The sequence below is a fragment of the Actinosynnema sp. CA-299493 genome, from assembly GCF_050946825.1.
Classification (GTDB): Bacteria; Actinomycetota; Actinomycetes; order Mycobacteriales; family Pseudonocardiaceae; genus Actinosynnema.
Genome location: NZ_CP191993.1, coordinates 7799093 through 7825397, shown reverse-complemented (window position 1 = coordinate 7825397; position 26305 = coordinate 7799093). Strand labels below are relative to the sequence as shown.

Sequence of the window (26305 nt, the reverse complement as noted above, 5' to 3'; positions counted from 1 at the left end):
TCGGTGATGTCCGTGCAGTACGAGGACGTCCCGTCCTCCTCACCGGCACGTGTGGAAGGGGGACCCGAGGCGTACGTCGAGAGGGCGGTCCGCGGCGACCGGCGGGCGATCGACGCGCTGCTGGCCGCGATCAGACCCGTGATCGTGAAGTACTGCCGGGCCAGGATCGGGCACGGGCAGCGGTCGTCGGCGTCGGCGGAGGACGTGGCCCAGGAGGTCTGCCTCGCCGTGCTGAAGGCGTTGCCCAACTACCGGGAGCAGGGCCGGCCGTTCATGGCCTTCGTGTACGGGATCGCGGCGCACAAGGTGGCCGACGCGCATCGTGCGTCGGCGCGCAACCGCGCCGAGTCCGTGCCGGAGCTGCCCGACAGCGCGGGCGCCGAGCCGGGTCCCGAGCAGCGGGCGTTGCAGGGCGAGCTGTCCGAGCGGATGGGGCGGCTGCTCGGCGTCCTGCCGGACCGGCAGCGGGAGATCCTCGTCCTGCGCGTGGTCCTCGGCATGTCCGCCGAGGAGACCGCCGCGGCGGTCGGCTCGACGCCCGGCGCCGTGCGGGTGGCCCAGCACCGGGCCCTCACCCGGCTGCGCAAGGCGATGGACGAGGCGCAGCAGGGCGCTTGACGGCCCCTCAGTGCCGCCAGCGGGTCAGCGCGGCGACCTCCTCCGGTGAGCAGTCGGCGAACCGGGCGATCTCGCCGCGCCGCACGTCGGCGATCGTCGCGGCGAACTCCGCGCCGAACGCCTCGGTCAGCGCCTCGTCGGCCTCGAACGCCGCCACGGCGTCCGCCAGGCACGTCGGCAGGCGCTCGACGTCCGGGAGCCCGGCCGGGTCGACCCCGACCGGCTCCGGCAGCCGCGCCTGCTCCACGATCCCGGCCAGGCCCGCCGCCATCGTGGCCGCCACCACGAGGTACGGGTTCGCCGACAGGTCGTAGCACTTGACCTCCAGGTCACGACCCGCGACCAGGCGCAGCGCCGCCTCCCGGTTCTCCAGGCCCCACACGGCGAACGCGCCCGCCCAGCGCTGCGGCACGAGCCGCAGGTAGCTGGCCACCGACGGCGCGCCGATCGCGCACAGCGCGGGCAGCCGGCGCAGCACACCGGCGGTGAACGCGTCGGCGTCCTCGGTCAGGCCGAACCAGCTCTCGCCGTCCGCGAACAGGCTGCGGCCGTCGCGCCACAGGCTCAGGTGCAGGTGGCCGCCGTTGCCCACGCCCTCGGCGGTGACCTTCGGCGAGAACGACGCGCGCAGGCCGTGCCGCAGCGTGATGGCCCGGATCGTCTCCCGCACCAGCACCGACGTGTCCGCCGCGTGCACCGGGTCCTCGGGCGTGGTGGACAGCTCGAACTGGCCCGGCGCGTACTCGGGGTGGAACTGGAGCACCTCGACGTCCTGCTCGGCCAACGCCGACAGCAGGTCCGCGGCGTAGTCGGACAGCTCGACCTGGCGGGTGTGGCCGTAGGCGGGTCCCGTGGTGGCGGGCCGGAACTCGTCGGTGTCGCCCTGGCCGACGACCCACTCGACCTCGAAACCCGCCTGGACCTCGTAGCCGTGCACGGTGAGCCGGTCGGCCACCGCCCGCGCCAGGCCGCGTTCGTCCTGCGGGTGCGGCTCGCCCCGCTGGTCGAAGCGGTCGGCCGGCGCCCACGCCCAGCCCGGCTGGCCCGCGAGCACGGTGAGCCGGTCCAGGTCCGGGTACAGCCGCAGGTCGCCGACGGGTCCGCCCGCGTGCCGCCCGGCGATGATCGTGTCGTCCAGCAGGAACGCGTCGAACACCGGTGACGCGCCGACGCCGTCCGCGGCGGCTCTGGGCAACCCCGCCAGCGGCACCGACTTCACCCGCGTGATGCCGCTGTGGTCGACCCAGGTCAACGCGACCGCCACGACGTCCTGCTCCAGCAGGTCGTCCACCATCTCGGCCGCCAGCGCACGTCGGTGCTCCCGCTCCGCTGTGTCCATCGTGCGTGGTTACACCAGCTCACTACTGTTCAACAAGTGGACCATCTGCTGCCGTGCGTGGCGTCGTTGCGCCTCGTGGACCACCACTGCCACGGGGTGCTCGACGCCGACCTGGACCGGGACGGCTTCGAGGCCCGCCTGACCGAGGCCGAGTCCGCGTCACCCCTGGGCACGTCGTTGTTCGACTCGTCGTTGGGATTGGCGGTGCGGCGCTGGTGCGCGCCCCTGCTGGACCTCCCGGTCCTCGCGCCCGCCGACGAGTACGTGGCGCGGCGGCGGTCGCTGGGCGCGGCGGAGGTGAACCGGGCACTGGTGTCGGCGGCGGAGATCTCGACGTTTCTGGTGGACGACGGGGTGTGGTCGGAGGGCTTCGTGAGCCCCGCCACGTTCACCGGTTCGCGTGAACATCGCGTGCTGCGGCTGGAGCGGTTGGCGGAGGACGTCGTGCCCGAGGGGGCCTCGGTGTTCCCGGCGCGGGTGCGGGCGGCGTTGGACTCGTCGCCGGCGGTCGCGGCGAAGTCGGTCGCCGCCTACCGGGTGGGGCTGGCCCTGGACCCGGCGCGGCCGGCGGACGCCGAGGTGGTGGCGGCGGCCGACCGCTGGCTGAGGTCCGGCTCGACCCGGTGCGCGGACGCGGTGATCAGCCGGTTCCTGGTGTGGGAGGCGCTGGAGCGCGGCCTGCCCGTGCAGTTCCACGTCGGTCTCGGGGACGCGGACCTGTCGCTGCACGAGTGCGACCCGTCGCTGCTCACGGACCTGCTGCGGGCCACCGCGCCGCTCGGCGTGCCGATCATGCTGCTGCACAACTACCCGTTCCACCGCACCGCCGGTTACCTGGCGCAGGTGTTCCCGCACGTGTTCGTGGACCTGGGGCTGGCCACGCACTCGGTGGCGCACCGGGCGAGCCGGGTGCTGGCGGAGGCGTTGGAGATCGTGCCGTTCGGCAAGTTCCTGTTCTCCACCGACGCGTACGCGCTGGCCGAGCTGTACTACCTGGGCGCGTTGTCGTTCCGCCGCGCGTTGTCGGACTTCCTGTCGGCCGGGCTGAGGGAGCACGCCTTCGCCTTGGCGGACGCGGAGCGCATCGCTCGCCTGATCGGGTGGGAGAACGCGCAGCGGGTCTACCGCCTGCAGTAGAGTCTCGAACGGGTGTTCGGTCTGGGTGGAGGTGGTCGTGGGCCGCAGCGCGAACCTGCCGCGCGGTCTCGTCGATCGCTTCCTCGCCCGCGGCGACGTGTGGCCGGACGACACCGGCTGCTCGATGCTGCACGTGGACATGGACGCCTTCTACGCGTCGGTCGAGATCCGCGACCGGCCCGAGTTGGCGCGCAAGCCGGTGGTCGTGGGCGGCACGGCGAACCGGGGCGTGGTCGCGTCGGCCAACTACATCGCCCGCGAGTTCGGCGTGCGCTCCGCCATGCCCACCTCGCACGCGCGCCGGCTCGCGCCGCACGCGGTGTTCGTGCCGCCGAACTTCGCCCGGTACCAGGAGGTCTCGCGCGGGGTGATGTCGATCTTCCGCGACATCACGCCGCTGGTCGAGCCGTTGAGCCTGGACGAGGCGTTCCTCGACGTGGGCGGCGCGCTGAAGCGGCTGCGCCTGGGCCCGGCGCAGATCGCGAAGCTGGTCCGCGAGCAGGTGCAGCAGGCGCACGGGATCACCTGCTCGGTGGGCGTGGCGCCGACGAAGTTCCTGGCCAAGCTCGCGTCGGGGATGTGCAAACCGGACGGTTTCATGGTCGTGCCGCGGGATCAGGTGCTGTCCTTCCTGCACCCGTTGCCGGTGTCGGCGCTGTGGGGCGTGGGCAAGCGGACGGCCGAGAACCTGGACCGGGTGGGGCTGGAGACGGTGGCCGACGTGGCCGCGACGCCGTTGCCGCGCCTGCGCAGGCTGATCGGGGTGGCGTTGGCCGAGCACCTGCACGCGTTGGCGCAGGGGCACGACGACCGGCCGGTGGTGCCGTCCACGCGGGAGAAGTCGATCGGCGCGGAGGAGACCTTCGAGGTCGACCACTTCGACCGGGAGCTGCTGCGCCGGGAGCTGCTGCGGCTGTCGGAGCGCTCGGCGGCGACGTTGCGGTCGCGCGGGCTGCGCGGGCGCACGGTGTCGATCAAGGTGCGGTTCGCCGACTTCACCACGATCACCCGGTCGAAGACGTTGCGGGTGGCGACGGACGTGACCCAGGAGGTCTACAAGACGGCGTCGACCCTGCTGGACGAGCAGGTGCCGCCGGGCGCGGTGCGGTTGATCGGGGTGCGGATCGAGCAGCTGGTCGAGGGCGACGACGGCGAGCAGCTGATGTTCGACGCGCCGGAGCGCGGCTGGCGCGAGGCGGAGCAGGCGGCGGACCAGGCGCGGTCGAGGTTCGGCACGGCGGCGATCCGTCCCGCCTCGCTGCTGAGCCAGGGACCGACCAGGTCCGGGCACGACGAGCCCAAACCGGACCGCGGGGACTGACCGCGCGTTCGGCTTCCCGACCCCCTTGAGCACGCCGTTCGGGTGGTCGCGGGCCTGATCGGCGTCCCGCGGGTCGATCACCCGGCACAGTGGGCACGTGGATCGGTTCTGGGGTCTGCTCACGCCCTCCGAGCACGAGGTGCTCCTGGCGACGGGTGTCGAGCGCGACTACCCGTCCGGCTCGGTGATCTGCCACGAGGGCGAGGTGACGCGGCACGTGCTGGTCGTGCGCCGAGGCCTGCTGCGGGTGACCGCGACCACGGCCAACGGCAGCGAGAAGGTGCTGGCCGTGCGCGGTGCGGGCGACATCGTCGGTGAGCGTTCGGCGGTCGACGGCCGGCCGCGTTCGGCGACCGTGCGGGCGCTGGGGGAGGTGCGCGCCTTGGTGCTGTCGGCCGGTTCGTTCGCGGGCCTGTGCCAGCGGTACCCGCGCATCGCGTGGTCCGTGCTGGTCTGCGTGGTGTCGCGGCAACGGGACACCGACCGCCAGCGCGTGCAGATCAGCGGCACGGCCACGCAGCGCGTCGCCGCCGTGCTCATCGACATGGCGTTGGAGCGGGGGATCGCCGACCAGGGCGCGATCGCGCTGAGCCAGGAGGACCTCGCGGGCATCGCGGGCACGTCGCGGGAATCGCTCGTGCGGGTGCTGCGCGGACTGCGCGCGGAGGGCATCATCAGCACCGGGCGGCGGAAGATCGACATCCACCAGGTCAGCAGGCTCTACGACTTCACCAACTGATTTCCCCCTGTGCGTCATCTGACGCAGAACTCAAGGCCCGGAACTCGTACAAATGAGTCATCAGCCGAGTTCAGAGGGGGAGCCATGAACCACATCGAGGAGCCCGCCAGGTCTCGCCGGCGGTTCACCGAACGCCTCGCCAGCACCCTCGCCTTCACCGCCGTCATGGCGTGGGCGACCGTGGTGGTCGTCGTCAAGTCCGACCTCGACGGTGTGGTCGCGCTCGCCGTCTCCTTCGTGCTCGCGGGCGGCCTGGTCGCCGTGTACGACGCCTGGCGCGAGGTCCGCTCCGTCCGCCGCGAGTTGGACGTGGAGATCCACGAGGACCTCGTCCGCCTGTAGACCACGCGGCGGCCAACGAGGGGTGGCCGCCGTGCGCCGAGGCCTTCCGTAGACGGTCGGGTCTGCGGAAGGCCTCTTCTCGTCCGGACTCCCGCCGGTTGTCCACAGCCCGTCGAGTTGTCCACAGTTCGCGATCTCCCCATCGACCCCCCGAACCGAACCGCCGATGGTGGACACATGCGAACCACCATCGACCTGGACGCCCTGGGCGGTCTCTTCCCCCACCGCGTCGCCACCGCGTCGGAACTCCTGGGTCTGGGCCTGCCGAGCGGGGAACTGGCCGTCCGCTGCCGCCCGCAGGGCCCGTGGCAGCACGTCCTGCCGGGAATCCTGCTCCTGGCCCGAACACCGCCGACGCGAGCGCAACTGGTCCGTGCGGCCCTGCGGTACGGCGGCCCGCACACCCTGCTCACCGGCGTGGACGCGCTCCAGCTGCACGGCCTGCGCGCCCTGCCCGCCACCGGCCCGGTCCAGATCCTCGTCGACCGCGCCCTCGAACCGTCCTCGAAGGTCCGCATCACCCGGGTCCGCCGTTTACCGGACCCGGTCCTGCGCCGAGGCTTCCTGACCGCGCCGTTGGCGAGGGCCGCCATCGACACCGCGAAGTCGCTGCACCGGCGTGACGACATCCGTGCCGTCCTGACCGAGGTGGTGCGCCACGGGGGAGTGCCGGTGGCCGACCTCAGGGCGGGGCTCGCCAGGTCGTCGGCACAGGCGAGACAAGTCCTCTCCGAACTGGCCGACGGCGTGCGGTCGGTACCCCAAGCCTGGGCCAAGGCGGTCCTGGACGACCTCCCCCTGCCGCCACCAGCCTGGGGCGTCCCCCTGGCCAGCGCCGAGGGCCGCCCACTCGGCATCGCCGACGCCTGGTGGCCGGACCGCGCCCTGGCCTGGCAGTTCACCACCCCGAGCCCGAAGTCGGACCTCCTCGAAGCCGCCGGAGCCATCGTCCTCCACACCACCCCCACCCACCTGCGCCAATCACCAACCGCCGTAGCCCAAGCCCTCCTCCGCGCCGCCACCCAAGCCACCACCCGCCCCACCCCTCACCTCACCGCCCTCCACCTCCCAACCCCGAGGAGGCCCCCACCCCACCCCTGACCACCCCCAACCCCAACCCCCGCCCCGCCTAACCCACCCGCCCCGCCGAGCCTGCCCACCGACCCCGCTCCGCCCACCTGCCACCCCCACTCCGCCACACCCGCCTACCACTTCCACTCCGCCACACCCTCACCTCACCCAGCCACCACCCACCCAGCCACCACCCACGCCTGGCCAGTTGTTCGCGCGGATCGGCTGTGGGGTATCCCGCCGACCACTCGGCGGAGAAAGGAGCGAATTCGGCCGCACCCGCCTTCTCCTCCTGCCTGATCGCCGGATCAAGGCGGGCAAGGCGGTTACCGCGAATCGTGGGCGGCCGTCCGAACACGGAAAGCAAGGAGGCAAGCACGCAGAGCTAACACTGGGATGCAAGCCAGTCAAGGGCTGGTTCGTGGTTCCGAACTCGGCCTCCGGCGCGGTTCGCTGCGGTGGCGTGGAGGCGGGAGGGCGGGCAGCCGGATGTGATCTTGGTCTCCACCGACTCCTTCGAGGGGGTGCTCGGTCAGTCACAGAACGTACACATCAGGTCTGAACGTGGGACCAGAGAACGGGTGAGAGGGTGCTGAGGGCCGTTTTGGGTCACGGTTGGGTGGTCGGGGGCCCTTGATCACCCTCGCAGGGGAGTGAACATCGGGGCTTTCCGAGGGCTTGACAGTTGACCTCAAGCCGACTTGTGCGACCTCACGGTGGTCTGACCGTTGACCCGTGAGGATGATGGTGACAGAACGAACCGCTTAGGGGCACGGACTGGGTAGTCGCCAAGCCTCGCGAATCGTATCCTGGTTGTGACGCCCCCAGGGCGGGGCGTCCGCCGGGACCGGCGACAACCGTGATTACCCGGCGCCCGCGACCGCTGTGCCGGAGGAGGAGCCATGCCACTCTCCGAGCACGAGCAGCGACTGCTCGACCAGATCGAGCGCGCGCTCTACGCCGAGGACCCGAAGTTCGCATCCACTGTGCGCGGCGCCAAGCTGCGCAAACCGTCCCGACGGCGTCGCATCCAAGGCATCGCGTTGTTCGCCGTGGGTGTGGCACTGCTGGTGACGGGTGTGATGTTGCCGAAGCTCGCTGGTATCCCGGTGGTGAGCGTGGTCGGCTTCCTGCTGATGTTCTTCGGCGTACTGCTCACCGTGACGACGTTGCGTCGTGGTGACCAGGGTGCCGAAGAGCCCAGCGAAGAGGGAAGCCGGCCCAGCCGCAGCTCGTTCTCACAGAAGATGGAAGAACGTTTCCGTCGCCGTTTCGAGGACGAGTAGTCCGCGCGACAGCCCGATTGAACGACTGAACAACGCAGACGGCCCGCCCCGGGACCCTCCGGGGCGGGCCGTCTGCGTGTCGGGCACGTGGCACGTGGCACGTGGTGAGGGCAGCGGCAATTGGGGCAGGCCCAGGGCACGTGCGGGAAGCGTGAGGCGCGGGTGCGAGGACCCGTGAACGGCTGAGGGCCGGGGACGGTCTGAAGTCCCCGGCCCCCGACCGGACCGGTCACACCGCTCGAAGACCCGCGGTCACTCGTCCGGGTCCTGCTCCACCGGCGGCTGGGGTTGGAGCACCGAACGGGGCAGGACCTTGGCCTTCAACGCCAGCGGGGCGTTGCGGCTCAGGCTCTGGCGCACGTCGTCCACCGCACCCGGCAACGACGGGTCCGCGGCGGCCTGCGTGCTGTACCAAGACCGCTCCACCGCGCCCACGACCGCGCGCAGCCCGTCCCGCCCCTGCTCATCCAGGTTGTGCACCCGCACCAACCGCCGCGCCGCCACCCGCACGGTCTCCGTGCGCGGCACCCGGGTACCCCGGTCCACGGACTCCGCGACCAGCTCCTGCCAAGCCGCGCTCGCCGCGTCCGGCCCCAACCCGGCCACCGCGCGCAACCGCCCGCGCCGCCGCCAGGTCCGCACGGCCGCCGGCGTCGCCACCGCCAACGCCAGCAGCAACACCACCGCCAACCACCACGACAGCAGCGCCAACACCAACGCGAGCACAACCGCCCAACCCGCCAGCGCCGCCGCCGGCGCCGCCGAACGCAGCCACACCGGCCGGGCCAACCGCGCACCGCCGAACCGCACCGCCAGCGTCGCCAGCAACGCGAGCAGCGCGACCACCCCGAGCGTCACCAGGTGCCACATCGGCGTCGACTGCTCCGCCGAAGTGGTCCCGTCCTGCCCCAACGCGTCCGGCACGGCCGACGCGGACGCCGACGCGCCCGGAGCCGCCGTGGTGGTCGTGGTCGCCGTGGCGCTCGCGCTGGAGCCGTCCTCCTCGTCGTCCGCCTCCAACCCGGAGATGTACGGCGGGGTCACGCCGCGACCGTCCGACAGCGGCGTCGGGTCGAACGTCATCCAGCCGTAGCCGGGGAAGTAGATCTCGACCCACGCGTGCGCGTCCTGCGACGTGATCGTCTGCACGTCACCGGTGGCGTACCCGGCGGTGAAGCCCAGCGCCACCCGCGACGGCAGGCCGACCGACCGCGCCATGATCGCCATCGCCGACGCGTACTGCTCGCAGTAGCCCTTCTTGCCGTTGAACACGAAGTCTTCCAACGCGTCGACGGACGTGTCCGTGGTCGAGGTCTGCGTCGTGTACTCGAAGCCCTCTGTGCCGTCGGTGAAGTACCGGTACAACGCCGTCGCCTGGTCGAACTGGTTGGTGCTCCCGGCCACGATCCGCCGCGCCAGCTCCGCCACCCGGCCCTCGACGCCCGGCGCCTCCAGGTACGCCGGGTCGATGTCCACCTGACGGCCGACCCTCCGCAGCGTGTCCGCCGACGGCGTGTCGAACACCGTGCTCAGCGTGTACTCCTCGGACTTGCGCGGCCGGACGCTGTAGACCATCCCGCGCTCCGGGTCGAACCTCCAGTTGTCGTCGACCGCCCGGGCCTCGCGCGGCCGGCCGTACACCGGCAGCCAGTTGTCCACCCAGTTCACCGGCTCGATCCGGACGTCGGTGACCTCGCCGCCGCCGGGGTCGCCGGGCTGCTGGGGCAGCGGGCCGTTCGCGGGCACGCCCTCGGGCATGTTCCCGCCCAGCTCCCAGCCCTTGTCCGGCACGTACTGGCGCAACGTCATCGCCCGCAGGTACGCCGAGGTGCCCGGCATGTTCCGCACCCGGAACAGCTCGCGCGGCGCGCCCTGGTTGAGCATGCCGCGCAGCTGCGTCATCGGGTCGATGCCCAGCCCGCCGTTGCCGCCGCCGATCTCCTCGCCGGTGCCCGGCAGCCGGCCGACCGTGCCGACCAGGGTCAGGCTCGCGCCCGCCAGCAGCGCGACCACCACGGCCAACCCGGCCACCGCCGTCGCCGCCGGTCCCGACCCGCTCTGCCCGCCGTTGGCCAACCTGCCGCGCCAAGCCTCGTGCCGGTGTTGCCCGTCCACGGCCAGCAGCAGCGCGAACGCCCCCGCGCCGAACACGAACGTCCACAGCGGCAGCATCTCGTCGGCCAGCGACGCGGGCACCGCGAACACGCACAGCAGCACCAGCCCCGACGCGGCGGGCGCACCCAGACCGACCGCCAGGATGTCCACCAGGATCGCGACGAGCCCGATCGCGACCATCACCAGGCACCGCATGGCCGGGCTGTCCGGCACCGGCGGCACACCGGTCTGCACCTCGGTCATCGAGTCGCCGAGCACCGCCAGCAGGTCCTGCAACGACTGCGGACCGGGCAGCACGACGAGCACACCGCTGCGGGTGAAGATCGTCACCAGCAGGCACGTCAACGCCAGCAGCTGCCCGAGGGCGACCACCGGCGCGGCCAGCCGCGTCGCGCGCAGCAGCACGCCCGTGCCGCCGACCACCGCGATCGCCACGGCCAGGTACACCAGCCACAGCACGCCGTCGAGCACGCTGGACAACGCCGTCGCCGCGCACAGCGTGGCCAGGCCGGCCACCGCCGGTGTCGCGCTCACCACCCAGTTGTCGCTGCCCACCGCACTGGTCCTGCCGGTCACCTAGCCCACCTCCGTGCGCACCACGGGGCCGCGGTTGCCCGCGCTGTGGCACAGCTCCTGCCAGACCTGGCCCATCGGCGTCGACGGCCGCGCCACGACCACGCCCCACCCCGCGCCGCTCAGCAACCGCCGGGCGTCGGCCGGATCGGGCGCCGGGTCCTCGGACGCGGACGCCCACGCGCCGACGTCCATCACCACCGCGAGGCTGCGCATCCCGCGCGGCCGGTTGCGGACCAACGCGTCCACCACGGCGGGCGTGCTGCCGCCGAGGATCGCGATCACTTCCTGACCCGCGCCGGGGTCGAGCCCGGTGGCGGGCTCACGGCGGTGCGACGGCGCCAGCGCGGCCAACGCGTCCAGCACCACCGCGTCGCTGTACCCGCTGTTGCCCGGACCGCCCGCCAGCACCCGGCCGTCGTCGCCGACCAGGCGCACCTGGTGGCCGTACCGGTGCAGGTGCACGCAGATCGACGCGGCCAGCGAGACCGCCCACTCCAGGCTCGCGCCGGGACCGCTGCCCCGGTGCGCTACCAGCCGGTGGTCCAGCAGCACGGTCGTGCCGCCGCGCCACGGCCGTTCCTCGACCCGCACCATCAGCTCGTCGCGCCGGGCGGTCGAGCGCCAGTGCACCTTCCGCAGGTCGTCGCCGTGCCGGTAGGGGCGCACCACCGCGTCGTCCTCGCCCTGCCCGGCGCGCAGCCGGATCGAGCCGTCGTCGCCGGAGCCCATGCCCGAACCGCTCGGCAGACCGGTCAGCCCCACCACCCGCGGCACCACGACCAGCCGGCTGCGACCGGCCATCTCGCGGTCGAACTCGGCCAGGCCGAACGGGTCGGTGATCCGCGCCATCAGCGGACCCACCTGCTGGACGCCGCGCATCACCGGCTTGAGCGGGTACCGCAGCACGGTCACGACGTTGCGCGGCAACCGCTCCACCACGAACCGCGGGCGCGCACCCAGCGCGTACGGCACCGCGTCCTCCAGCAGCAGCCCGCCGGTCGGCAACCGCCCGGCGCTGCGCAGCTCCACGCGCACGTCCGTCGCCGAGCCCACCTGGACGCGGCTGGGGTGCAGCAGCCGGGTCGCGTGCAGGCCGATCCTGGCCCGCTGCGCCAGCCAGGCCGCCAGCAGCGGCAGGGCCACCACGAACGCCGCCACGCGCAACAGGTCGCGCTCGTTGAGCACGATCGCGCACAACCCGGCCGCGAACCCCGCGGCCAGCAGGCATCGGCCCCGGGTGGTCAGCCCGGACAGGGCTCCGCGCATGTCAGCGGTGGTTGTTCGGGTTGACGTGGTGCGGGAACTGCCCGGTCGGGTCCAGCGCCGCCTGCGGCACCGGCACCCGCTGGAGCAGGTTGCGCACCAGGTCGGCCGACGACCGGCGGGCCGCCTGCGCTTCCGCGGTCAGCACCAGGCGGTGCGCCAGCACCGGCACGGCCACCGCGTGGACGTCGTCCGGCACCACGAAGTCGCGACCGGCCAGCGCGGCCTGCGCCCGGGCCGCCCGCACCAGCTGCAACGTCGAGCGCGGCGAGGCGCCCAGCCGCAGCTCGGGCAGCCGCCGGGTGGCGCCGACCAGGTCCACCGCGTACCGGCGGATCTCCTGCGAGAGGTGCACCCGCCGCACCACGTGGACCAGCCGGAGCACCTGCTCCGCGTCGGACACCGCGCGCAGGTCGGCCATCGGGTCGTGGCCCGCGTGCTCGTCGACCATCGCCAGCTCGGCCGCCGGGTCCGGGTAGCCGATGGAGACGCGCGCGGTGAACCGGTCGCGCTGCGCCTCGGGCAGGGCGTAGGTGCCCTCCATCTCGATCGGGTTCTGGGTGGCGATCACCATGAACGGCGCGCCGAGCGGGTAGGTCTGCCCGTCCACCGTGACCTGGCGCTCTTCCATGCACTCCAGCAGCGCGGACTGGGTCTTCGGCGAGGCGCGGTTGATCTCGTCGCCCACCACGATGTTCGCGAACACCGGGCCGGGGCGGAACTCGAAGTCGTTGTCCTGCCGGTTGTAGATCGACACGCCGGTGATGTCGCTGGGCAGCAGGTCGGGGGTGAACTGGATGCGGCTCACGGTGCAGTCGATGGACCGGGCCAGCGCCTTGGCCAACGAGGTCTTGCCGACGCCCGGCACGTCCTCGACGAGCAGGTGGCCCTCGGCCAGCAGGGTCACCAGCGCGACGCGGACGACGTCCGGCTTGCCGACGATGACCTTCTCCACGTTGGCGGCGATCCGACCCACCGTGGCGTGCAGCTCCGCGAGCGCTTCCTCCCGGACCGGCGCGTGGTTGGTGTGCGGGGTCCGGTTGTCGGCTCCGGCGGCGGGGTTCGCCTGGTTGCCCGCCGACGAGCCGCTGCCCCCGTAGGAGTGTTCTGGCAGCGCGGCTGGCTGTGTACTCGGAGTCACTCGACCTCCTGGAGCAGGGCGCGGCCCTACCGCGACCGGTTCGCGGTGGCGGTGAGCGTTTCACGCAGTGTGTCAAACCAGGGCGAAGCGCCCTACACCGATTGAACAGTTTCGTGCTCGTGGATTCCACGGCCCGCCGAACCGGCCGGTTCACCCCACCCCACCACGATTCCCCACCAAGGTCGCCGGAGGACCGGTTTTGCCCGATTTCGCTGGGCCATCCGGGTGGTGTTCGGGCCGGATCGGCTCACCTGCGGGGGTGGTCGCGCTCGGCTTCCCCCACCACGCTCCACGCCGGCCATCTTCGTTCTACCTGCGCAAACGTCCCCGCGCGGGACGTGCGACCACCCGTTTCAGCGTTGACTGTGGTGAAAAGTGGGGTACTGTGGCGGCCGGTGGGGCAGACGGGGGCTCCACTGCCGGTCGGAAGTGACGCTTCCGGCGTCGGGAGGTGGGCGCCGTGTTCCTGGGCACGCACTACCCGAGGCTGGACGACAAGGGCCGACTGACGCTGCCTGCGAAGTTCCGGGACGCGCTAGCGGGGGGTCTCATGGTCACCAAGGGCCAGGACCACTGCCTCTACGTGTTCCCTCGGGCCGAGTTCGAGCAGATGGCGCGCAAGGTGGCGGACGCTCCTTTCACCAACGAGGCGGTCCGCGCCTACCAGCGCTACCTGTTCGCGGGGACCGACGAGCAGCGGCCGGACGGCCAGGGCCGGGTGTCGATCGCACCGGAGCTTCGGCGGTACGCGGGGTTGACCAAGGAGTGCGTGGTCATCGGCGCGATCAACCGCCTGGAGATCTGGGACGCGCAGGCGTGGCAGCGCTACCTCGAGGAACACGAGGACAGCTACGCCACGGCGCGCGAGGAGGTGCTGCCCGGCGTCTTCTAGATCGGCTGTAACAGCCGTTTGCTTCGAGTTTCGGGTGCCGTGAGGCCTCGGTCCGCTCGGCTTTCGGCCCTGGCGCACCTTCCCCGGCGCCAGGTCCGACGGGCGGGCGGGGACCTGACGACACCCGAATTCCTTGTCTTGTGAGGGGGGACCATCGAGGGAGTGGACGTGGTGGAGCAGGCGCGTCACGTGCCGGTGCTGCTCGATCGCGTCCTCGACCTCCTGGCCCCCGCGTTGGCCGATCGGGACGCCGTGTTCGTCGACTGCACGCTCGGTCTGGGCGGGCACTCCGAAGCGGTGCTGCGAGCGCACCCGCGGGTGCGGCTGATCGGGCTGGACCGCGACCCGCAGGCCATCGAGCTGTCCCGGCGGCGGCTGGCGCCGTTCGGCGACCGCGTGGAGTTCGTGCAGACCACGTACGACGGGATCGCCTCGGCGGTCGGCGGCGCGAAGGTCGACGGGATCCTGATGGACCTCGGCGTGTCCTCCCTTCAGCTGGACGCCGAGGAGCGCGGGTTCGCCTACTCCAGGGACGCGCCGCTGGACATGCGGATGAGCGCGGGCGCCGGGCCCACGGCGGCCGACGTGCTGAACACGTACTCCGTGGACGACCTGACCCGGATCCTGCGCGACTACGGCGAGGAGCGGTTCGCCCGCAAGATCGCCGGGGCCGTGGCGCGGGAGCGCGAGCGCGAGCCGTTCACCACCAGCGGCAGGCTGGTCGAGCTGCTGTACGCGGTGGTGCCCGCGGCGACCCGCCGGACGGGCGGCCACCCGGCGAAGCGGACGTTCCAGGCGTTGCGCATCGAGGTGAACGAGGAGCTGGAGTCGCTGCGCCTGGCGCTGCCCGCCGCGCTGTCGGTGCTGGCCGTCGGCGGGCGGATCGTCGTGGAGTCCTACCAGTCGCTGGAGGACCGGATGGTCAAGCGGGCGTTCACCGCGCTGGCCACGTCGACCTCGCCGCAGGACCTGCCGGTCGAGCTGCCCGGCCACGGTCCCCAGCTGAAGCTGGTGACCAGGGGCGCGGAGCAGGCGAACGAGCAGGAGATCGAGGAGAACCCCAGGGCCGCCTCCGTGCGGCTGCGAGCGGCGGAACGCGTCCGGGAGGCGACATGACCGCACCGGCACGGACCGGCGGTGGCGGGTCGTCACCGGCCAGGTCGGCCAAGCCCCGTGAGCGCTCGTTGAAGGCCGTGCCGGCGGAGCGCCGCCGTTCGGCCGCGGCGGAGCGGGCCTACGCGCGGCGTGCGCAGCGCACGTCGTCGAAGCGCCGTCCGGCGGTGACCCGTCAGCCGGCGGCGGCGCCCAAGGCGCCGTTCGTGGTGATGGTGATGGTCGTGCTCGGCGTCGGCATCGCGGCGATCATGTGGCTGGCGACCCAGGCGACGGCGGACTCGTACCGGTTGCAGGACGCGCGGGCCGAGGAGACCCGGCTCGCCCGGCAGGTCGAGCAGCTGCGGCAGGAGGTCGCGCTGGCCGAGTCGCCGCCGGGCCTGGCCGACGCCGCGACGAAGCTGGGCCTGGTCCCGGCGGGTGACCCGGCGCGGTTGCGGCAGCTGCCGGACGGCTCGATCGAGGTGTACGGCAAGCCGTCCGCGGTGCAGCCGCCCCCACCGCCCACCACGTCGTCCACCACGCCGCCCGCGCAGACCCCGACCGGGCAGCAACCGCCGCCCGCGCAGACTCCCCCCGGGCAACAACCGCCGGCCGGGCAGCAACCGCCGCCGGGCTGACCGCGCGGCCAGCCCGCAGCACACGAACGGCCCGGGCACCGGGCGCGGACGAACCAGTGGAACAGCCGGTACCAGGAGGTCAGTGATGCCGGGGCCCAGCCGGGGCAGACCCGTGCGACGCCCGTTGTCCGTCCGGGGACCCGCTCCCCGCGCGCGACGCGGTGGCAACAGCCGGGTGCGGCTCACGGTGGGCCGGCTGCTGCTGGTGGGCGCGCTGCTCCTGGCCGGGATCAAGCTCGTGCAGGTCCAGGGCTTCCAGGCGGAGGCGCTGTCCGCGCAGGCCGAGCAGCAGCGCGCCACGCAGATCGACATCCTGGCGCCGCGCGGCTCGATCCTGGACCGCAACGGCAACCAGCTGGCGTTCAGCGTGGAAGCGCGCGCTCTCTACGTCGTGCCGCAGCGGATGCGCCTGGAGTGGGCGAAGGCGCTGGAGAACGACCCGGAGATCGGCAGCTTCGAGGACCGCGTCGCCGACATCGCCGAGTTCATCGAGCAGACGCTGGGCAAGGAGGTCGCCGGGCAGAAGACCGACCGGGACACCATGCTCGCGAAACTGTCCCAGGACACCACGTACGTGGAGCTGGTGGACAACGTCGACCCGGGCAAGGCCGCCGTCATCACGGACAAGTACTACGACATCGGCTCCGAGGCGCGGGCCGTGCGCGTGTACCCGAACGGCGAGCTGGCGTCGAACATCGTCGGCGCGGCGAACTGGCGCAAGGACACGGAGCCGCCCGCCACGCACGGCCTGCTGGGGTTGGAGATCGCGCGGGACAACCTGCTCGCCGGTAACAACGGGCTGCGGGTCGTGGACACCATGCAGGGCAACGACGACGTGGTCATCCCGGGACCGAACCGGTCGCAGGAGCTGGCCGCCGCCACGCCCGGCAAGAGCCTGGAGCTGACGCTCGACCTGGACACGCAGTACGCGTTGCAGCGCATGGTCACCGACTACACGACCAGGACGGCGGCGCGCAGCGGTTCCGCGGTGGTGATGGACTCCCGGACCGGCGAGATCCTGGCGATGGTCAACGACAAGACGTTCGACCCGAACGACTTCGGCAAGGCCTCCGAGGACCAGCTGCGCAACATCGCGGTCACGTCGGTGTTCGAGCCGGGTTCGGTGAACAAGGTCGTGACCGCGGCGACGGCGATCGAGGACGGCGTCCACCAGCCGGACAGCGTGCTGCGGGTCGACGGCAGCATCGAGGTCGCCGACCGGGTCATCGGGGACTGGTGGCAGCACGGCCCGCTGGACATGACGTTCACCGGCGTGTTCGCGAAGTCGTCCAACGTCGGCACGCTGATGACGGCGCAGAAGATCGGCCAGGACCGGTACGCGGACATGCTGCGCAAGTTCGGGCTGGGCAAGCGGACCCAGTCGGGGCTGCCCGGCGAGGAGCCCGGGTACGTGCCGCCGTTGAAGCAGTGGTCCGGTTCGACGTTCGGCAACCTGCCGATCGGCCAGGGCCTGAACATGACCCTGCTCCAGATGACCGGGATGTACCAGGCCATCGCGAACGACGGCATGCGCATCGCGCCGCGCATCGTGCGCGCCGAGGTGTCGGCCGACGGCAGCCGCAAGGAGATGGCCCCGCCGGAGACCGAGCGGGTCGTCTCGCCGCAGACGGCCAGGACGGTCCGCGACATGTTCCGCGCGGTGACGCAGAAGGCGTCGGGGCCGGACTCGGCGCTCCAGAGCGGCACGGGCACGCCGGCGGCGCTGCCGGGGTACCAGATCAGCGGCAAGACGGGCACGGCGCAGCAGATCGACCCGAAGTGCGGCTGCTACAGCAGTTCGCAGTACTGGATCACGTTCGCGGGCATCCTGCCCGCCGACGACCCCAGGTTCGTGGTCGGCATCATGCTCGACAACCCGACCGAGAGCCCCCAGTCGGCCGCGCCGCTGTTCCACGACGTCGCCTCCTACCTGGCGCAGCGCTACCAGATCCCGCTGTCGGCCGAGCAGAGCCCGATCGTGCCGCTGGTGCACTAGGGACACCCCGCCCACCTCGTGTTACGTGGAATCTATTCAGGTTTGGTGACGGCAAGGCGGTCCGGAGTGGACGTGCCGGACGAACACTCTCCGTGCGCCGGTAGCCTTCCGCGCGTGCCTGCCAAGCTCGAGGGCAAGGTCGCGACCGCTCCGCCTCGCCCTTCCCGCACCCAGCCCGTTGCCGTGTCCGAGCTCGCCACGGCCATCGACGCGCGCCTGACCGCCCCCGACCGGGCGCACGTCCAGGTCAGCGGCGTGACCTTGCGCGCCCAACACGTGCGACCCGGCGACCTGTTCGCCGCCCTGCCGGGCACGCGGGTGCACGGCGCCGACTTCGCCGCCCAAGCCGTGGAGAACGGCGCGGTGGCCGTGCTGACTGACGAGGACGGCGCGGCGAAGGTCCACGGCGTGCCCGTGCTCGTGCACCCGGACCCCCGCGGGGTCCTCGGGCTGCTGGCCTCCGGCGTGCACGGCGACCCGTCCACCAAGCTCGCCGTGTGGGGCGTGACCGGCACGTCCGGCAAGACCACCACCAGCTACATGATCGAGTCGGCGCTGCGGGCGGCCGGTCGCGCCACCGGGCTCATCGGCACCGTCGAGACGCGCGTCGCGGGCAACCGGCTCGACAGCGCCCTCACCACGCCCGAGGCCCCCGACCTGCAAGCGCTGCTGGCCGTGATGGTCGAGTGCGGCACCACGGACGTGGTGATGGAGGTCTCCAGCCACGCCCTGCGCCTGGGCCGGGTCGGCGGCGTCGGTTTCGCGATCGGCGCGTTCACCAACCTCTCCCAGGACCACCTGGACTTCCACCCGGACATGGAGGACTACTTCCGGACCAAGGCCGAGCTGTTCGACGGCCGGGCCCGCACCGAGGTGGTCTGCGTGGACGGCGAGTGGGGCCCGCGCCTGGTCACGGACGCCACCGTCACGGTCGCGACCACGAAGCCCGCCGACTGGACGGCCACCGGCGTCACCGTCTCCGCCACCGGTGAGCAGACGTTCACCGCGCACGGCCCGGACGGCGTCACGCTCGACGTCGAGCTCAGCCTCCCCGGCGACTTCAACGTCGCCAACGCCCTGCTGGCCATCGCCTGCCTGCACGTCCGGGGCATCCCGCTCGACGCCATCCGCGACGGCCTCCGGGACGTCCAGGTGCCCGGCCGGATGCAACGGGTCGACGAGGGCCAGGACTTCACCGCCGTCGTGGACTACTCGCACAAGCCGGCCGCCGTCGCCCTCGCGCTCCAGGCGGTCCGCGCCCGCGCCACCGGCCACGTCATCACGGTCCTGGGCTGCGGCGGCGACCGCGACACGGCGAAGCGCCCGCTCATGGGCGAGGAAGCCGCACGGCGCAGCGACGTCCTGATCGTCACCGACGACAACCCGCGCACGGAGGACCCGGCGCGGATCCGGGCCGCGATGCTGCACGGCGCGCTGGCCGTGCCGGACGACGAGCGCGGAGAGATCGTGGAGATCGGCGACCGCCGCCGCGCCATCGAGCACGCCGTGTCCCTCGCGCGCACCGGCGACGTCGTCGTGGTCGCGGGCAAGGGCCACGAGACCGGCCAGGAGATCGCGGGCGTCGTGCAGCCGTTCTCCGACGTGGACGCACTGACCGACGCGATCAGAGGAGCCACCCGGTGATCCAGCTCAGCCTCGCCGAGATCGCCGAGGTCGTCGGCGGCAAGCTGCACCACGCCACCGGCGCCGAGGTGGTCACCGGCAGCGTCGAGTTCGACACCCGTGAGATCACGCCCGGCGGCCTGTTCCTCGCGCTGCCCGGCGCACGGGTCGACGGCCACGACTTCGCCGCCCAGGCCGTCGAGCGGGGCGCGGTGGGCGTGCTGGCGGGCCGGGAGGTCGACGCGCCCGCCGTCATCGCGCCGCCTGTCGACCGGGCCGAGGGCAACGCCTACGTGCTGTCCGGCGACACCGACGGCGCGGGCGCGGCCGTGCTGGCCGCCCTGGCCAAGCTCGCCCGGCACGTCACGGACCGGCTGGCGGACCTGACCGTCGTCGGCGTGACGGGGTCGTCCGGCAAGACGTCCACCAAGGACCTCATCGCCCAGGTGCTGGCGCCGCTCGGCCCGACCATCGCGCCGCCCGGGTCGTTCAACAACGAACTGGGCCACCCCTGGACGGCGTTGCGGGCCGACGAGGACACCCGGTTCCTGGTCCTGGAGCTCAGCGCGCGCGGCATCGGCCACATCGCCGAGCTGTGCCGGGTCGCCGTGCCCCGCGTCGGCGCGGTGCTGAACGTCGGCAGCGCGCACGTCGGCGAGTTCGGCTCCCGGGAGAACATCGCCCTGGCGAAGGGCGAACTGGTCGAGGCCCTGCCCGAGGACGGCGTCGCGATCCTCAACGCCGACGACCCCCTCGTCGCGGGCATGGCCGGCCGCACGAAGGCCAAGGTCGTCCTCGTGGGCGAGAACCCGTCCGCGCAGGTCCGCGCCGTGGACGTCGAGCTGGACGAGCAGGCACGCGCCCGCTTCACCCTGGTCACGCCCGCCGGCGAGGCGGCCGTGCGGCTGGCCGTCCACGGGCCCCACCAGGTCGGCAACGCCCTCACCGCCGCCGCCATCGCGATCGAGCTCGGCGCGACCCCGGACCAGGTCGCGGAGAGCCTCGGCACCGCGGCACGGGTGTCCGCGCACCGCATGGCGGTCTCCGAACGTCCTGACGGTGTGACGATCGTCAACGACGCGTACAACGCCAACCCGGAGTCGGTGCGCGCGGCGCTCAAGTCGCTCGCCACCATCTCCCGGTCCACCACGCCCGCCCGCCGCAGCTGGGCGGTGCTGGGGCCGATGGCCGAACTGGGCGCGGACTCGATCCGCGCGCACGACGAGATCGGCCGGCTCGCGGTCCGCTTGGACATCAACAAGCTGGTCGTGGTCGGTCAGGACGCCCGCGCGATGCACCAAGGGGCGCACCTGGAAGGATCTTGGGGCGAAGAAGCGATTGTGGTGCCCGACGTGTCGGCGGCCGTCGAGCTGCTGCGCGACCAGGTGCGGCCCGGTGACGTCGTCCTGGTGAAGGCATCCAACTCATACGGCCTGTGGCGGGTTGCCGAGGCTCTCCTGGAGGCGGGCAGCAAGTGAAGAGCATCCTGATCGCGGCGGCCATCGCCCTGATCACGTCGATCATGCTGACGCCCTACCTGATCAAGATCTTCTCCCGGCAGGGCTTCGGTCAGGAGATCCGCGAGGAGGGTCCGCAGAGCCACAAGACCAAGCGCGGCACGCCCACCATGGGTGGCGTCGCGATCCTGGTCGCGATGTGGGCGGGCTACCTCGGGGCGCACCTGGTGAACTCCATGTCGGCGTCCGCGCAGGACCAGACGCCGAGCGCGTCCGGCCTGCTGGTGCTGATGCTGACCACGTCACTGGGCGTCGTCGGCTTCCTGGACGACTTCATCAAGATCCGCAAGCAGCGCAACCTGGGGCTGAACAAGACCGCGAAGCTGGTCGGCCAGTTCGTCGCCACGATCATCTTCGCGGTGCTGGTGATCCAGTTCCCGAACCGCGACGGGTACACGCCGGCCTCGGTGAACCTGTCGTTCGTGCGCGACATCAGCGTGGTGTCGTTCGGCGTCGTCGGCTTCGTGGTGTTCTGCTACGCCGCGATCAGCGCCTGGTCGAACGCGGTGAACCTGACCGACGGCCTGGACGGCCTGGCCGGCGGCACGTCCGCGATGGTGCTCGGCACCTACGTGGTGATCAGCTTCTGGCAGTTCCGCTACAACTGCTCGAACCTGCTCGTGGCGGGCTGCTACGACGTGCGCGATCCGCTCGACCTGGCGCTGGTGGCCGCCGCCGCGATGGCCGGCTGCATCGGCTTCCTGTGGTGGAACGCCGCGCCCGCCAAGATCTTCATGGGTGACACGGGCTCGCTCGCGCTGGGCGGCCTGGTCGCCGGTCTGTCCATCGCCACCCGCACCGAGCTGCTGATGGTCGTCATCGGCGGTCTGTTCGTGGTCGAGGCGTTGTCGGTGGTGCTCCAGGTCGCGGTCTTCCGCACGTCACGACGGCGGTTGTTCCGGATGGCGCCGTTCCACCACCACTTCGAACTCGCCGGGTGGGCGGAAACCACGGTGATCATCAGGTTCTGGCTGCTCGCGGCCATGTGCTGCATGCTCGGGCTCGGCCTGTTCTACAGCGAGTGGCTGACCGCGGTCGAGAGCTGACGATGGGCTTCCTCGCAGGTCGTCACGTGCTCGTGGCCGGCGCCGGGGTGACCGGTCGGTCGGCGGCGGAGGCGTTGCTGGCGGCGGACGCCGTCGTCACCGTGACCGACGGTTCGGCCGACCGCCTCGCGGCGCTGGAGCAGCTGCTGCCCGGTGTGGCGCTGACACCCGGCCTGGTCACGCCACCCGACGGGACCGACCTGGTCGTCACCAGTCCGGGGTGGCGTCCGTCCAGCCCGTTGCTGGAGGCGGCGACGGCGGCGGGCGTCGAGGTGATCGGCGAGGTCGAGCTGGCCTGGCGGATGGGCCTGGAGCTGGCCGACCCGCCGACGTGGCTCGCCGTGACGGGGACGAACGGGAAGACCACGACGGTCGGGATGCTGGAGTCGATCCTGCGCGCGGCCGGCATCGACGCCGTGGCCTGCGGCAACGTCGGCCTGCCCGTGGTGGACGCCCTGCTGGCCGGACGCCGGGTGCTGGCGGTGGAGCTGTCGAGCTTCCAGCTGCACTGGTCGCCGTCCGTGCGGCCGTTCGCCGGGGTGCTGCTCAACCTGGCCGAGGACCACCTCGACTGGCACGGCACGTTCGAGGCGTACGCGTCGGCGAAGGCCGGTGTGCTGACCGGTGAGGTCGCGATCGGCGGGGTGGACGACCCCGTGGTGGCCGAACTGCTGACCTCCTCGCCGGCCGCCGCGCACGTCGGTTTCACGCTCGGGTCGCCGGAGGAGGGGCAGCTCGGCGTCCACGGCGGTCAGCTGGTCGACCGGGCGTTCGGGCCCGCGGACGAGGTGCTGCTGCCGGTCGCCGACGTCCACCCGGGCGGGCCGCCCGGTGTCGCGGACGCGTTGGCGGCGGCGGCCCTGGCCCGTGCGCACGGTGTGCCGGCCGACGCGGTGGCGCGCGGGTTGCGCGACTTCAAGCCGGGGGCGCACCGGGCCGTGCTGGTGACGACGGTCGACGGCGTCGCCTACGTGAACGACTCGAAGGCCACCAACCCCCACGCGGCGGCGGCGTCGTTGCGGTCGCACGGGAGCGTCGTGTGGGTGGCCGGCGGGCTGCTGAAGGGCGCGTCGGTGGAGGACCTGGTGCGCTCCGAGGGCCATCGGCTGCGCGGGGCGGTGCTGATCGGGGCGGACCGCTCGGTGTTCGCCTCGGCGTTGGCCCGGCACGCGCCGTCGGTGCCCGTGGTGGTGCTGGACGACGGTTCCATGGCCGACGCCGTGCGCGAGGCCCGTTCGCTGGCGAAGCCCGGGGACGCCGTGGTGCTCGCCCCGGCCGCCGCCTCGATGGACATGTTCACCGACTACGCCCACCGGGGGCAGTCGTTCGCCGACGCCGTGCTGGGGTTGGCTGGTCAGGCCGGGCAGATCGAGTAGATGCTGTCCGGGTCCTTCAGGTAGGCGTGGGCGGAGTCGATCACGGCGCACGGCCAGGCGGTGCGGCAGGTGGGGCACTGGCCGGAGGCGTCGGCCTTGTGGGTGGCCAGGGTCGCGCGCAGGGCGGCGACCAGGCGCGGGACTTCGGTGCGTGCGACGGCGCGCACGGTCTCGTCGTCGGTGTCGTGCTCGTCGGTCAGTAGCTCGACGGTGTCCAGGTAGCCGAGCATGTCCTGGTTCAGCAGGTGGTGGGCGCGAGCGAGCGCAGCGGAGATCATGCGGGCAAAGGTGCACCTCATCGGCCTTCGGTGCAACAGGGCAATCTGCATATTCGCAGAAGTTCACCCGATCAGTGGCCCTGTTCCCCGCTAATGTCGCACCATGCCGCAGAACCAAGGCCCTGGAGTCCGGCGGCGCGTCCTGGCGAGCGCGCTGACCCAACTCCGCGAGGAGGCAGGGCTCGACTTCGACGACGTGGTCGAGAACCTGGGCTACTCGAAGTCGAAGATCAGCCGCATCGAGTCGGCGTACACCGGTGTGTCCATAGTAGACACCCGGGCGCTGGCCGATCTCTACGGGGCGACTCCCGAGAAGACCGCCTGGCTGCTGCGGTTGGCGAAGGTGGCCAAGAAGCGCGGCTGGTGGCACGTCTACGGCGATGTCCTGTTCGACTGGTTCTCCGAGTACGTGGTCCTGGAGTCGGAGGCGGTCGCCATCGACACCTTCGAGATCGACCTGATCCCCGGTCTCTTCCAAACTTCGGCCTACGCCCGCTGGGTCATGCGCGCGCGAACGCCAGACGCGACCGACGACGTGCTCCACAAGCGAGTCGAATTGCGACAGACCCGCCAGCGCCGGGTGGAGGACGGCTCGCTCTCGGTGTGGGCGTTCCTCGACGAGGCAACCCTCCACCGGCTGGTCGGTGGCCGGGAAGTGCAGGAGGAGCAGCTCGCCCACCTGCTCAAGCTGGCTGAACTGCCCAATGTGACCTTGCAGGTCCTGCCGTTCGGCAAAGGGCAGCACATGGCGATGGGAACTGCCTTCACACTGCTCAAGTTCGTGGACTTCCCGAGCGTCATCTACATCGACAACCTGACCGGCGGCCTCTACTTGGACGAAGCCGCGGAGGTCGAGCGGTATAGCCTGGTGTTGGATCACCTTCGAGCCGCGGCGCTCGATCCTCAGGAGTCGGTTGCGCTGATCAGGCGGGTGATCGGAGACCTCTAGCTCGGTCGAGGAGAACGCGATGTGGTCGGAGTGGCGCAAGAGCAGCCGCAGCAATGGCACGGGCAACTGTGTCGAGGTGGCCGTGTCGGCTGACGCGTTCCGGGTTCGGGACAGCAAGAACACCGCCGGCCCGTCGCTGGAGTTCCCCGGCCGGGCCATGGCGATCTTCCTGTCCGCCGTCAAGCGGGGATAAATCTCGCTGACACGCGGGCGATGGTCACGTCTCACCGGCTCGCGCGGGAGACGATGGGCGCATGACTGCGGTGGACCGGAAGCCGGTGGGGGAGCGACCGCCCAGAGCGCCGCGCGCCAAGCGTGCGGTGCGGACGTCGTTGACCGCTTGGCTGGGCCGTCCGCTGGCGGACTTCCACCTGCTGCTCGCGATCTTCGGCGTGCTGACCGTGCTCGGCCTGATCATGGTGCTGTCCGCGTCCGCCCCGGGCGAGGTGGCGGTGGGCGCGTCGGCCTACAGCGTGTTCAAGAAGCAACTGCTGTACGTGGGCGTCGGCGCGGTCGTCTTCCTGATCGTCCTGCGCGTGCCGCTGCGCACGATCCGGCACGGCAGCACGATGGCGATGCTCGTCTGCGTGATCCTCCTGGTCCTGGTCCTGACCCCCCTCGGGACGACGGACTTCGGCGCGCAGTCCTGGTTCAAGGTCGGACCGGCCTCGTTCCAGCCGATCGAACCGGCGAAGCTGGCCCTCGCCCTGTGGGGCGCGCACGTCCTGGTGACCAAGCGCGCCCTCCTGGACCAGTACCGGCACCTGCTGGTCCCGGTCGTCCCGGTGGCGATGCTGGTGTTCGCGCTGGTGATGCTGCAACCCGACCTCGGCGGCACGATCACGCTCGGTGTCGTGCTGATCAGCCTGCTGTGGTTCGTCGGCGCGCCGGCGCGGATCTTCGGGATCATCGCGATCGGCGCGGTCACCGGCGCGCTGGTGCTGGCGCTCGGCGCGGACTACCGGCTGGAACGCGTGCAGACCTTCCTGAACCCGGAGGCCGACCCGCAGGGCTCGGGCCTTCAGGCGTTGCAGGCGATGTACGCGCTGGCGGAGGGCGGGTTCTTCGGCAAGGGCCTCACCAACGGCAGCTCGAAGTGGCGCTACCTGCCGAACGTGCACAGCGACTTCATCTTCGCCGTCATCGGCGAGGAGTTGGGCTTCATCGGCTGCGTCCTGGTCCTCGGCCTCTTCGCCCTGCTCGCGGTGGTCGGCCTGCGGATCGCCGCCCGCAACACCGACCCGTGGATCCGCATGGTGTCCGCGACGCTGACGGTGTGGCTGGTCGCGCAGGCCGCGATCAACATCGGCTACGTCGTGAGGTTGCTGCCGGTCACCGGCATCACGTTGCCGATGATCTCCTCCGGCGGCACGTCGGTCGTCACGACGATGTTCGTCTTCGGCATCCTCGCCAACTGCGCGCGGCACGAGCCGGAAGCGGTCTCGGCGTTGCGGTCCCTCGGCCCCGGTCGGGTCGGCGGGGTGCTGAAGCTGCCCGCGCCCGTGGTCTACAAGCCACCGCCGAAGCGGCGTCCCGTGCGGCCGTCGCCGCCTCCCCGAGGCCGCAAGGCCGCCCCACCGCCCGTGGACGAGCGGAGGATGGCCGGTCGCCACGCTCCGCCTTCGGAGTACCGCCGTCGCGAATCCCGGAAGGCCGGTCAGGACCGGGACGCGCGGTCCAGGCGGCGTGACAGCCGCTGACCGCGCTTTCGGCCGGCGATTCACCGCATTCGCACGTATGGGTTCCCGTACTAATAGTGTTTTGTCGCGCATGTGGTCGAGTGTGATTAGCTAATCGATCCGATCATCCTACGACTGAATCGGGTTCCGTGCCGGTCGAGTGAATTGGGTGGCTTTTTCTCGACCTGATTGGGCTATATCGCGGTTCTTCGGCCACTGTTGATACTTGGCGGGCTGGATTTTTCCACGCATGGGGGCAATCACCTGG

23 protein-coding genes are annotated in these 26305 nt (G+C 71.8%); 18 read left to right on the top strand and 5 right to left on the bottom strand.

Features of this window, described 5'->3' with window-relative positions; translation table 11 throughout:
- Positions 1-6 precede the first annotated feature (6 nt).
- The gene (locus ACQPYE_RS33130; RefSeq protein ID WP_498717028.1) at positions 7-618 is read left to right on the top strand and encodes a sigma-70 family RNA polymerase sigma factor; all 612 of its coding nucleotides are present in this window, start codon (positions 7-9) and stop codon (positions 616-618) included.
- Positions 619-625: 7 nt separating this feature from the next.
- On the opposite strand, the gene ACQPYE_RS33125 is transcribed toward ACQPYE_RS33130, so the two are convergent.
- The gene (locus ACQPYE_RS33125) at positions 626-1957 is read right to left on the bottom strand and encodes a glutamine synthetase family protein (protein WP_498717027.1); all 1332 of its coding nucleotides are present in this window, start codon (positions 1955-1957) and stop codon (positions 626-628) included.
- Between the two features lie 36 nt (positions 1958-1993).
- Here ACQPYE_RS33125 and ACQPYE_RS33120 point away from each other — a divergent pair, with 36 nt between their 5' ends.
- The 6 genes from ACQPYE_RS33120 to ACQPYE_RS33095 all read left to right on the top strand — a co-directional run bounded on the left by ACQPYE_RS33120 (position 1994) and on the right by ACQPYE_RS33095 (position 7853).
- Positions 1994-3094, top strand: coding sequence for an amidohydrolase family protein (locus ACQPYE_RS33120; protein ID WP_498717026.1), 1101 nt, complete (start codon positions 1994-1996; stop codon positions 3092-3094).
- A 37-nt stretch (positions 3095-3131) separates the two neighbouring features.
- The gene (locus tag ACQPYE_RS33115) at positions 3132-4415 is read left to right on the top strand and encodes a DNA polymerase IV (protein WP_498717025.1); all 1284 of its coding nucleotides are present in this window, start codon (positions 3132-3134) and stop codon (positions 4413-4415) included.
- Positions 4416-4512: 97 nt separating this feature from the next.
- Complete coding sequence (locus tag ACQPYE_RS33110; RefSeq protein ID WP_498717024.1) at positions 4513-5154, top strand: Crp/Fnr family transcriptional regulator; 642 nt, start codon at positions 4513-4515, stop codon at positions 5152-5154.
- A gap of 84 nt (positions 5155-5238) precedes the next feature.
- Positions 5239-5496: a hypothetical protein gene (locus ACQPYE_RS33105; protein ID WP_498717023.1), complete on the top strand. Its 258-nt coding sequence runs from the start codon at positions 5239-5241 to the stop codon at positions 5494-5496.
- A 177-nt stretch (positions 5497-5673) separates the two neighbouring features.
- On the top strand, positions 5674-6597 hold the full coding sequence (locus tag ACQPYE_RS33100; RefSeq protein WP_498717022.1) for a hypothetical protein: 924 nt from the start codon (positions 5674-5676) through the stop codon (positions 6595-6597).
- Positions 6598-7469: 872 nt separating this feature from the next.
- Positions 7470-7853 carry an SCO2097 family morphological protein gene (locus ACQPYE_RS33095; protein ID WP_033437744.1) on the top strand — a complete coding sequence of 128 codons (384 nt, stop codon included), beginning with the start codon at positions 7470-7472 and terminating at the stop codon, positions 7851-7853.
- Between the two features lie 252 nt (positions 7854-8105).
- Here the strand turns inward: ACQPYE_RS33095 and ACQPYE_RS33090 are convergent, their stop codons facing one another.
- From ACQPYE_RS33090 to ACQPYE_RS33080, 3 genes are read right to left on the bottom strand one after another with little or no spacing between them, the layout of a single operon-like run.
- Positions 8106-10544, bottom strand: coding sequence for a transglutaminase TgpA family protein (locus ACQPYE_RS33090; protein ID WP_498717021.1), 2439 nt, complete (start codon positions 10542-10544; stop codon positions 8106-8108).
- Positions 10545-11810, bottom strand: coding sequence for a DUF58 domain-containing protein (locus ACQPYE_RS33085; protein ID WP_498717020.1), 1266 nt, complete (start codon positions 11808-11810; stop codon positions 10545-10547). It abuts the gene before it with no gap.
- Position 11811: 1 nt separating this feature from the next.
- Positions 11812-12948 carry an AAA family ATPase gene (locus ACQPYE_RS33080; RefSeq protein ID WP_498717019.1) on the bottom strand — a complete coding sequence of 379 codons (1137 nt, stop codon included), beginning with the start codon at positions 12946-12948 and terminating at the stop codon, positions 11812-11814.
- A 460-nt stretch (positions 12949-13408) separates the two neighbouring features.
- On the opposite strand from ACQPYE_RS33080, the gene mraZ reads away from it, so the two are divergent.
- The 8 genes from mraZ to murD all read left to right on the top strand — a co-directional run bounded on the left by mraZ (position 13409) and on the right by murD (position 23131).
- The gene (gene mraZ / locus ACQPYE_RS33075; protein WP_053715381.1) at positions 13409-13840 is read left to right on the top strand and encodes a division/cell wall cluster transcriptional repressor MraZ; all 432 of its coding nucleotides are present in this window, start codon (positions 13409-13411) and stop codon (positions 13838-13840) included.
- A gap of 168 nt (positions 13841-14008) precedes the next feature.
- Complete coding sequence (gene rsmH / locus ACQPYE_RS33070; RefSeq protein WP_498723036.1) at positions 14009-14956, top strand: 16S rRNA (cytosine(1402)-N(4))-methyltransferase RsmH; 948 nt, start codon at positions 14009-14011, stop codon at positions 14954-14956.
- The gene (ftsL, locus tag ACQPYE_RS33065; protein WP_498717018.1) at positions 14953-15573 is read left to right on the top strand and encodes a cell division protein FtsL; all 621 of its coding nucleotides are present in this window, start codon (positions 14953-14955) and stop codon (positions 15571-15573) included. Before rsmH ends, ftsL begins: the two co-directional genes overlap by 4 nt.
- An 85-nt stretch (positions 15574-15658) precedes the next feature.
- Positions 15659-17569, top strand: coding sequence for a peptidoglycan D,D-transpeptidase FtsI family protein (locus ACQPYE_RS33060; RefSeq protein WP_498717017.1), 1911 nt, complete (start codon positions 15659-15661; stop codon positions 17567-17569).
- A gap of 114 nt (positions 17570-17683) precedes the next feature.
- Positions 17684-19213: a UDP-N-acetylmuramoyl-L-alanyl-D-glutamate--2,6-diaminopimelate ligase gene (locus ACQPYE_RS33055; protein WP_498717016.1), complete on the top strand. Its 1530-nt coding sequence runs from the start codon at positions 17684-17686 to the stop codon at positions 19211-19213.
- Positions 19210-20670: a UDP-N-acetylmuramoyl-tripeptide--D-alanyl-D-alanine ligase gene (locus ACQPYE_RS33050; protein ID WP_498717015.1), complete on the top strand. Its 1461-nt coding sequence runs from the start codon at positions 19210-19212 to the stop codon at positions 20668-20670. The genes ACQPYE_RS33055 and ACQPYE_RS33050 overlap by 4 nt, the downstream gene beginning before the upstream one ends.
- Positions 20667-21755: a phospho-N-acetylmuramoyl-pentapeptide-transferase gene (gene mraY, locus ACQPYE_RS33045; protein WP_498717014.1), complete on the top strand. Its 1089-nt coding sequence runs from the start codon at positions 20667-20669 to the stop codon at positions 21753-21755. Before ACQPYE_RS33050 ends, mraY begins: the two co-directional genes overlap by 4 nt.
- Before the next feature lie 2 nt (positions 21756-21757).
- The gene (gene murD, locus ACQPYE_RS33040; RefSeq protein ID WP_498717013.1) at positions 21758-23131 is read left to right on the top strand and encodes a UDP-N-acetylmuramoyl-L-alanine--D-glutamate ligase; all 1374 of its coding nucleotides are present in this window, start codon (positions 21758-21760) and stop codon (positions 23129-23131) included.
- On the opposite strand, the gene ACQPYE_RS33035 is transcribed toward murD, so the two are convergent.
- The gene (locus ACQPYE_RS33035) at positions 23110-23409 is read right to left on the bottom strand and encodes a hypothetical protein (protein WP_498717012.1); all 300 of its coding nucleotides are present in this window, start codon (positions 23407-23409) and stop codon (positions 23110-23112) included. The two genes, murD and ACQPYE_RS33035, sit on opposite strands and share 22 nt — an antisense overlap.
- Positions 23410-23512: 103 nt before the next feature.
- Here ACQPYE_RS33035 and ACQPYE_RS33030 point away from each other — a divergent pair, with 103 nt between their 5' ends.
- From ACQPYE_RS33030 to ftsW, 3 genes are all read left to right on the top strand, one after another.
- Positions 23513-24358 (top strand): helix-turn-helix domain-containing protein, encoded by an 846-nt coding sequence (locus tag ACQPYE_RS33030; protein WP_498717011.1) that lies wholly within the window; start codon positions 23513-23515, stop codon positions 24356-24358.
- A 19-nt stretch (positions 24359-24377) separates the two neighbouring features.
- Positions 24378-24551, top strand: a complete 174-nt coding sequence (locus tag ACQPYE_RS33025) for a DUF397 domain-containing protein (RefSeq protein WP_498717010.1) — start codon at positions 24378-24380, stop codon at positions 24549-24551.
- Between the two features lie 61 nt (positions 24552-24612).
- On the top strand, positions 24613-26058 hold the full coding sequence (gene ftsW, locus ACQPYE_RS33020) for a putative lipid II flippase FtsW (RefSeq protein ID WP_498717009.1): 1446 nt from the start codon (positions 24613-24615) through the stop codon (positions 26056-26058).
- Positions 26059-26305 lie beyond the last annotated feature (247 nt).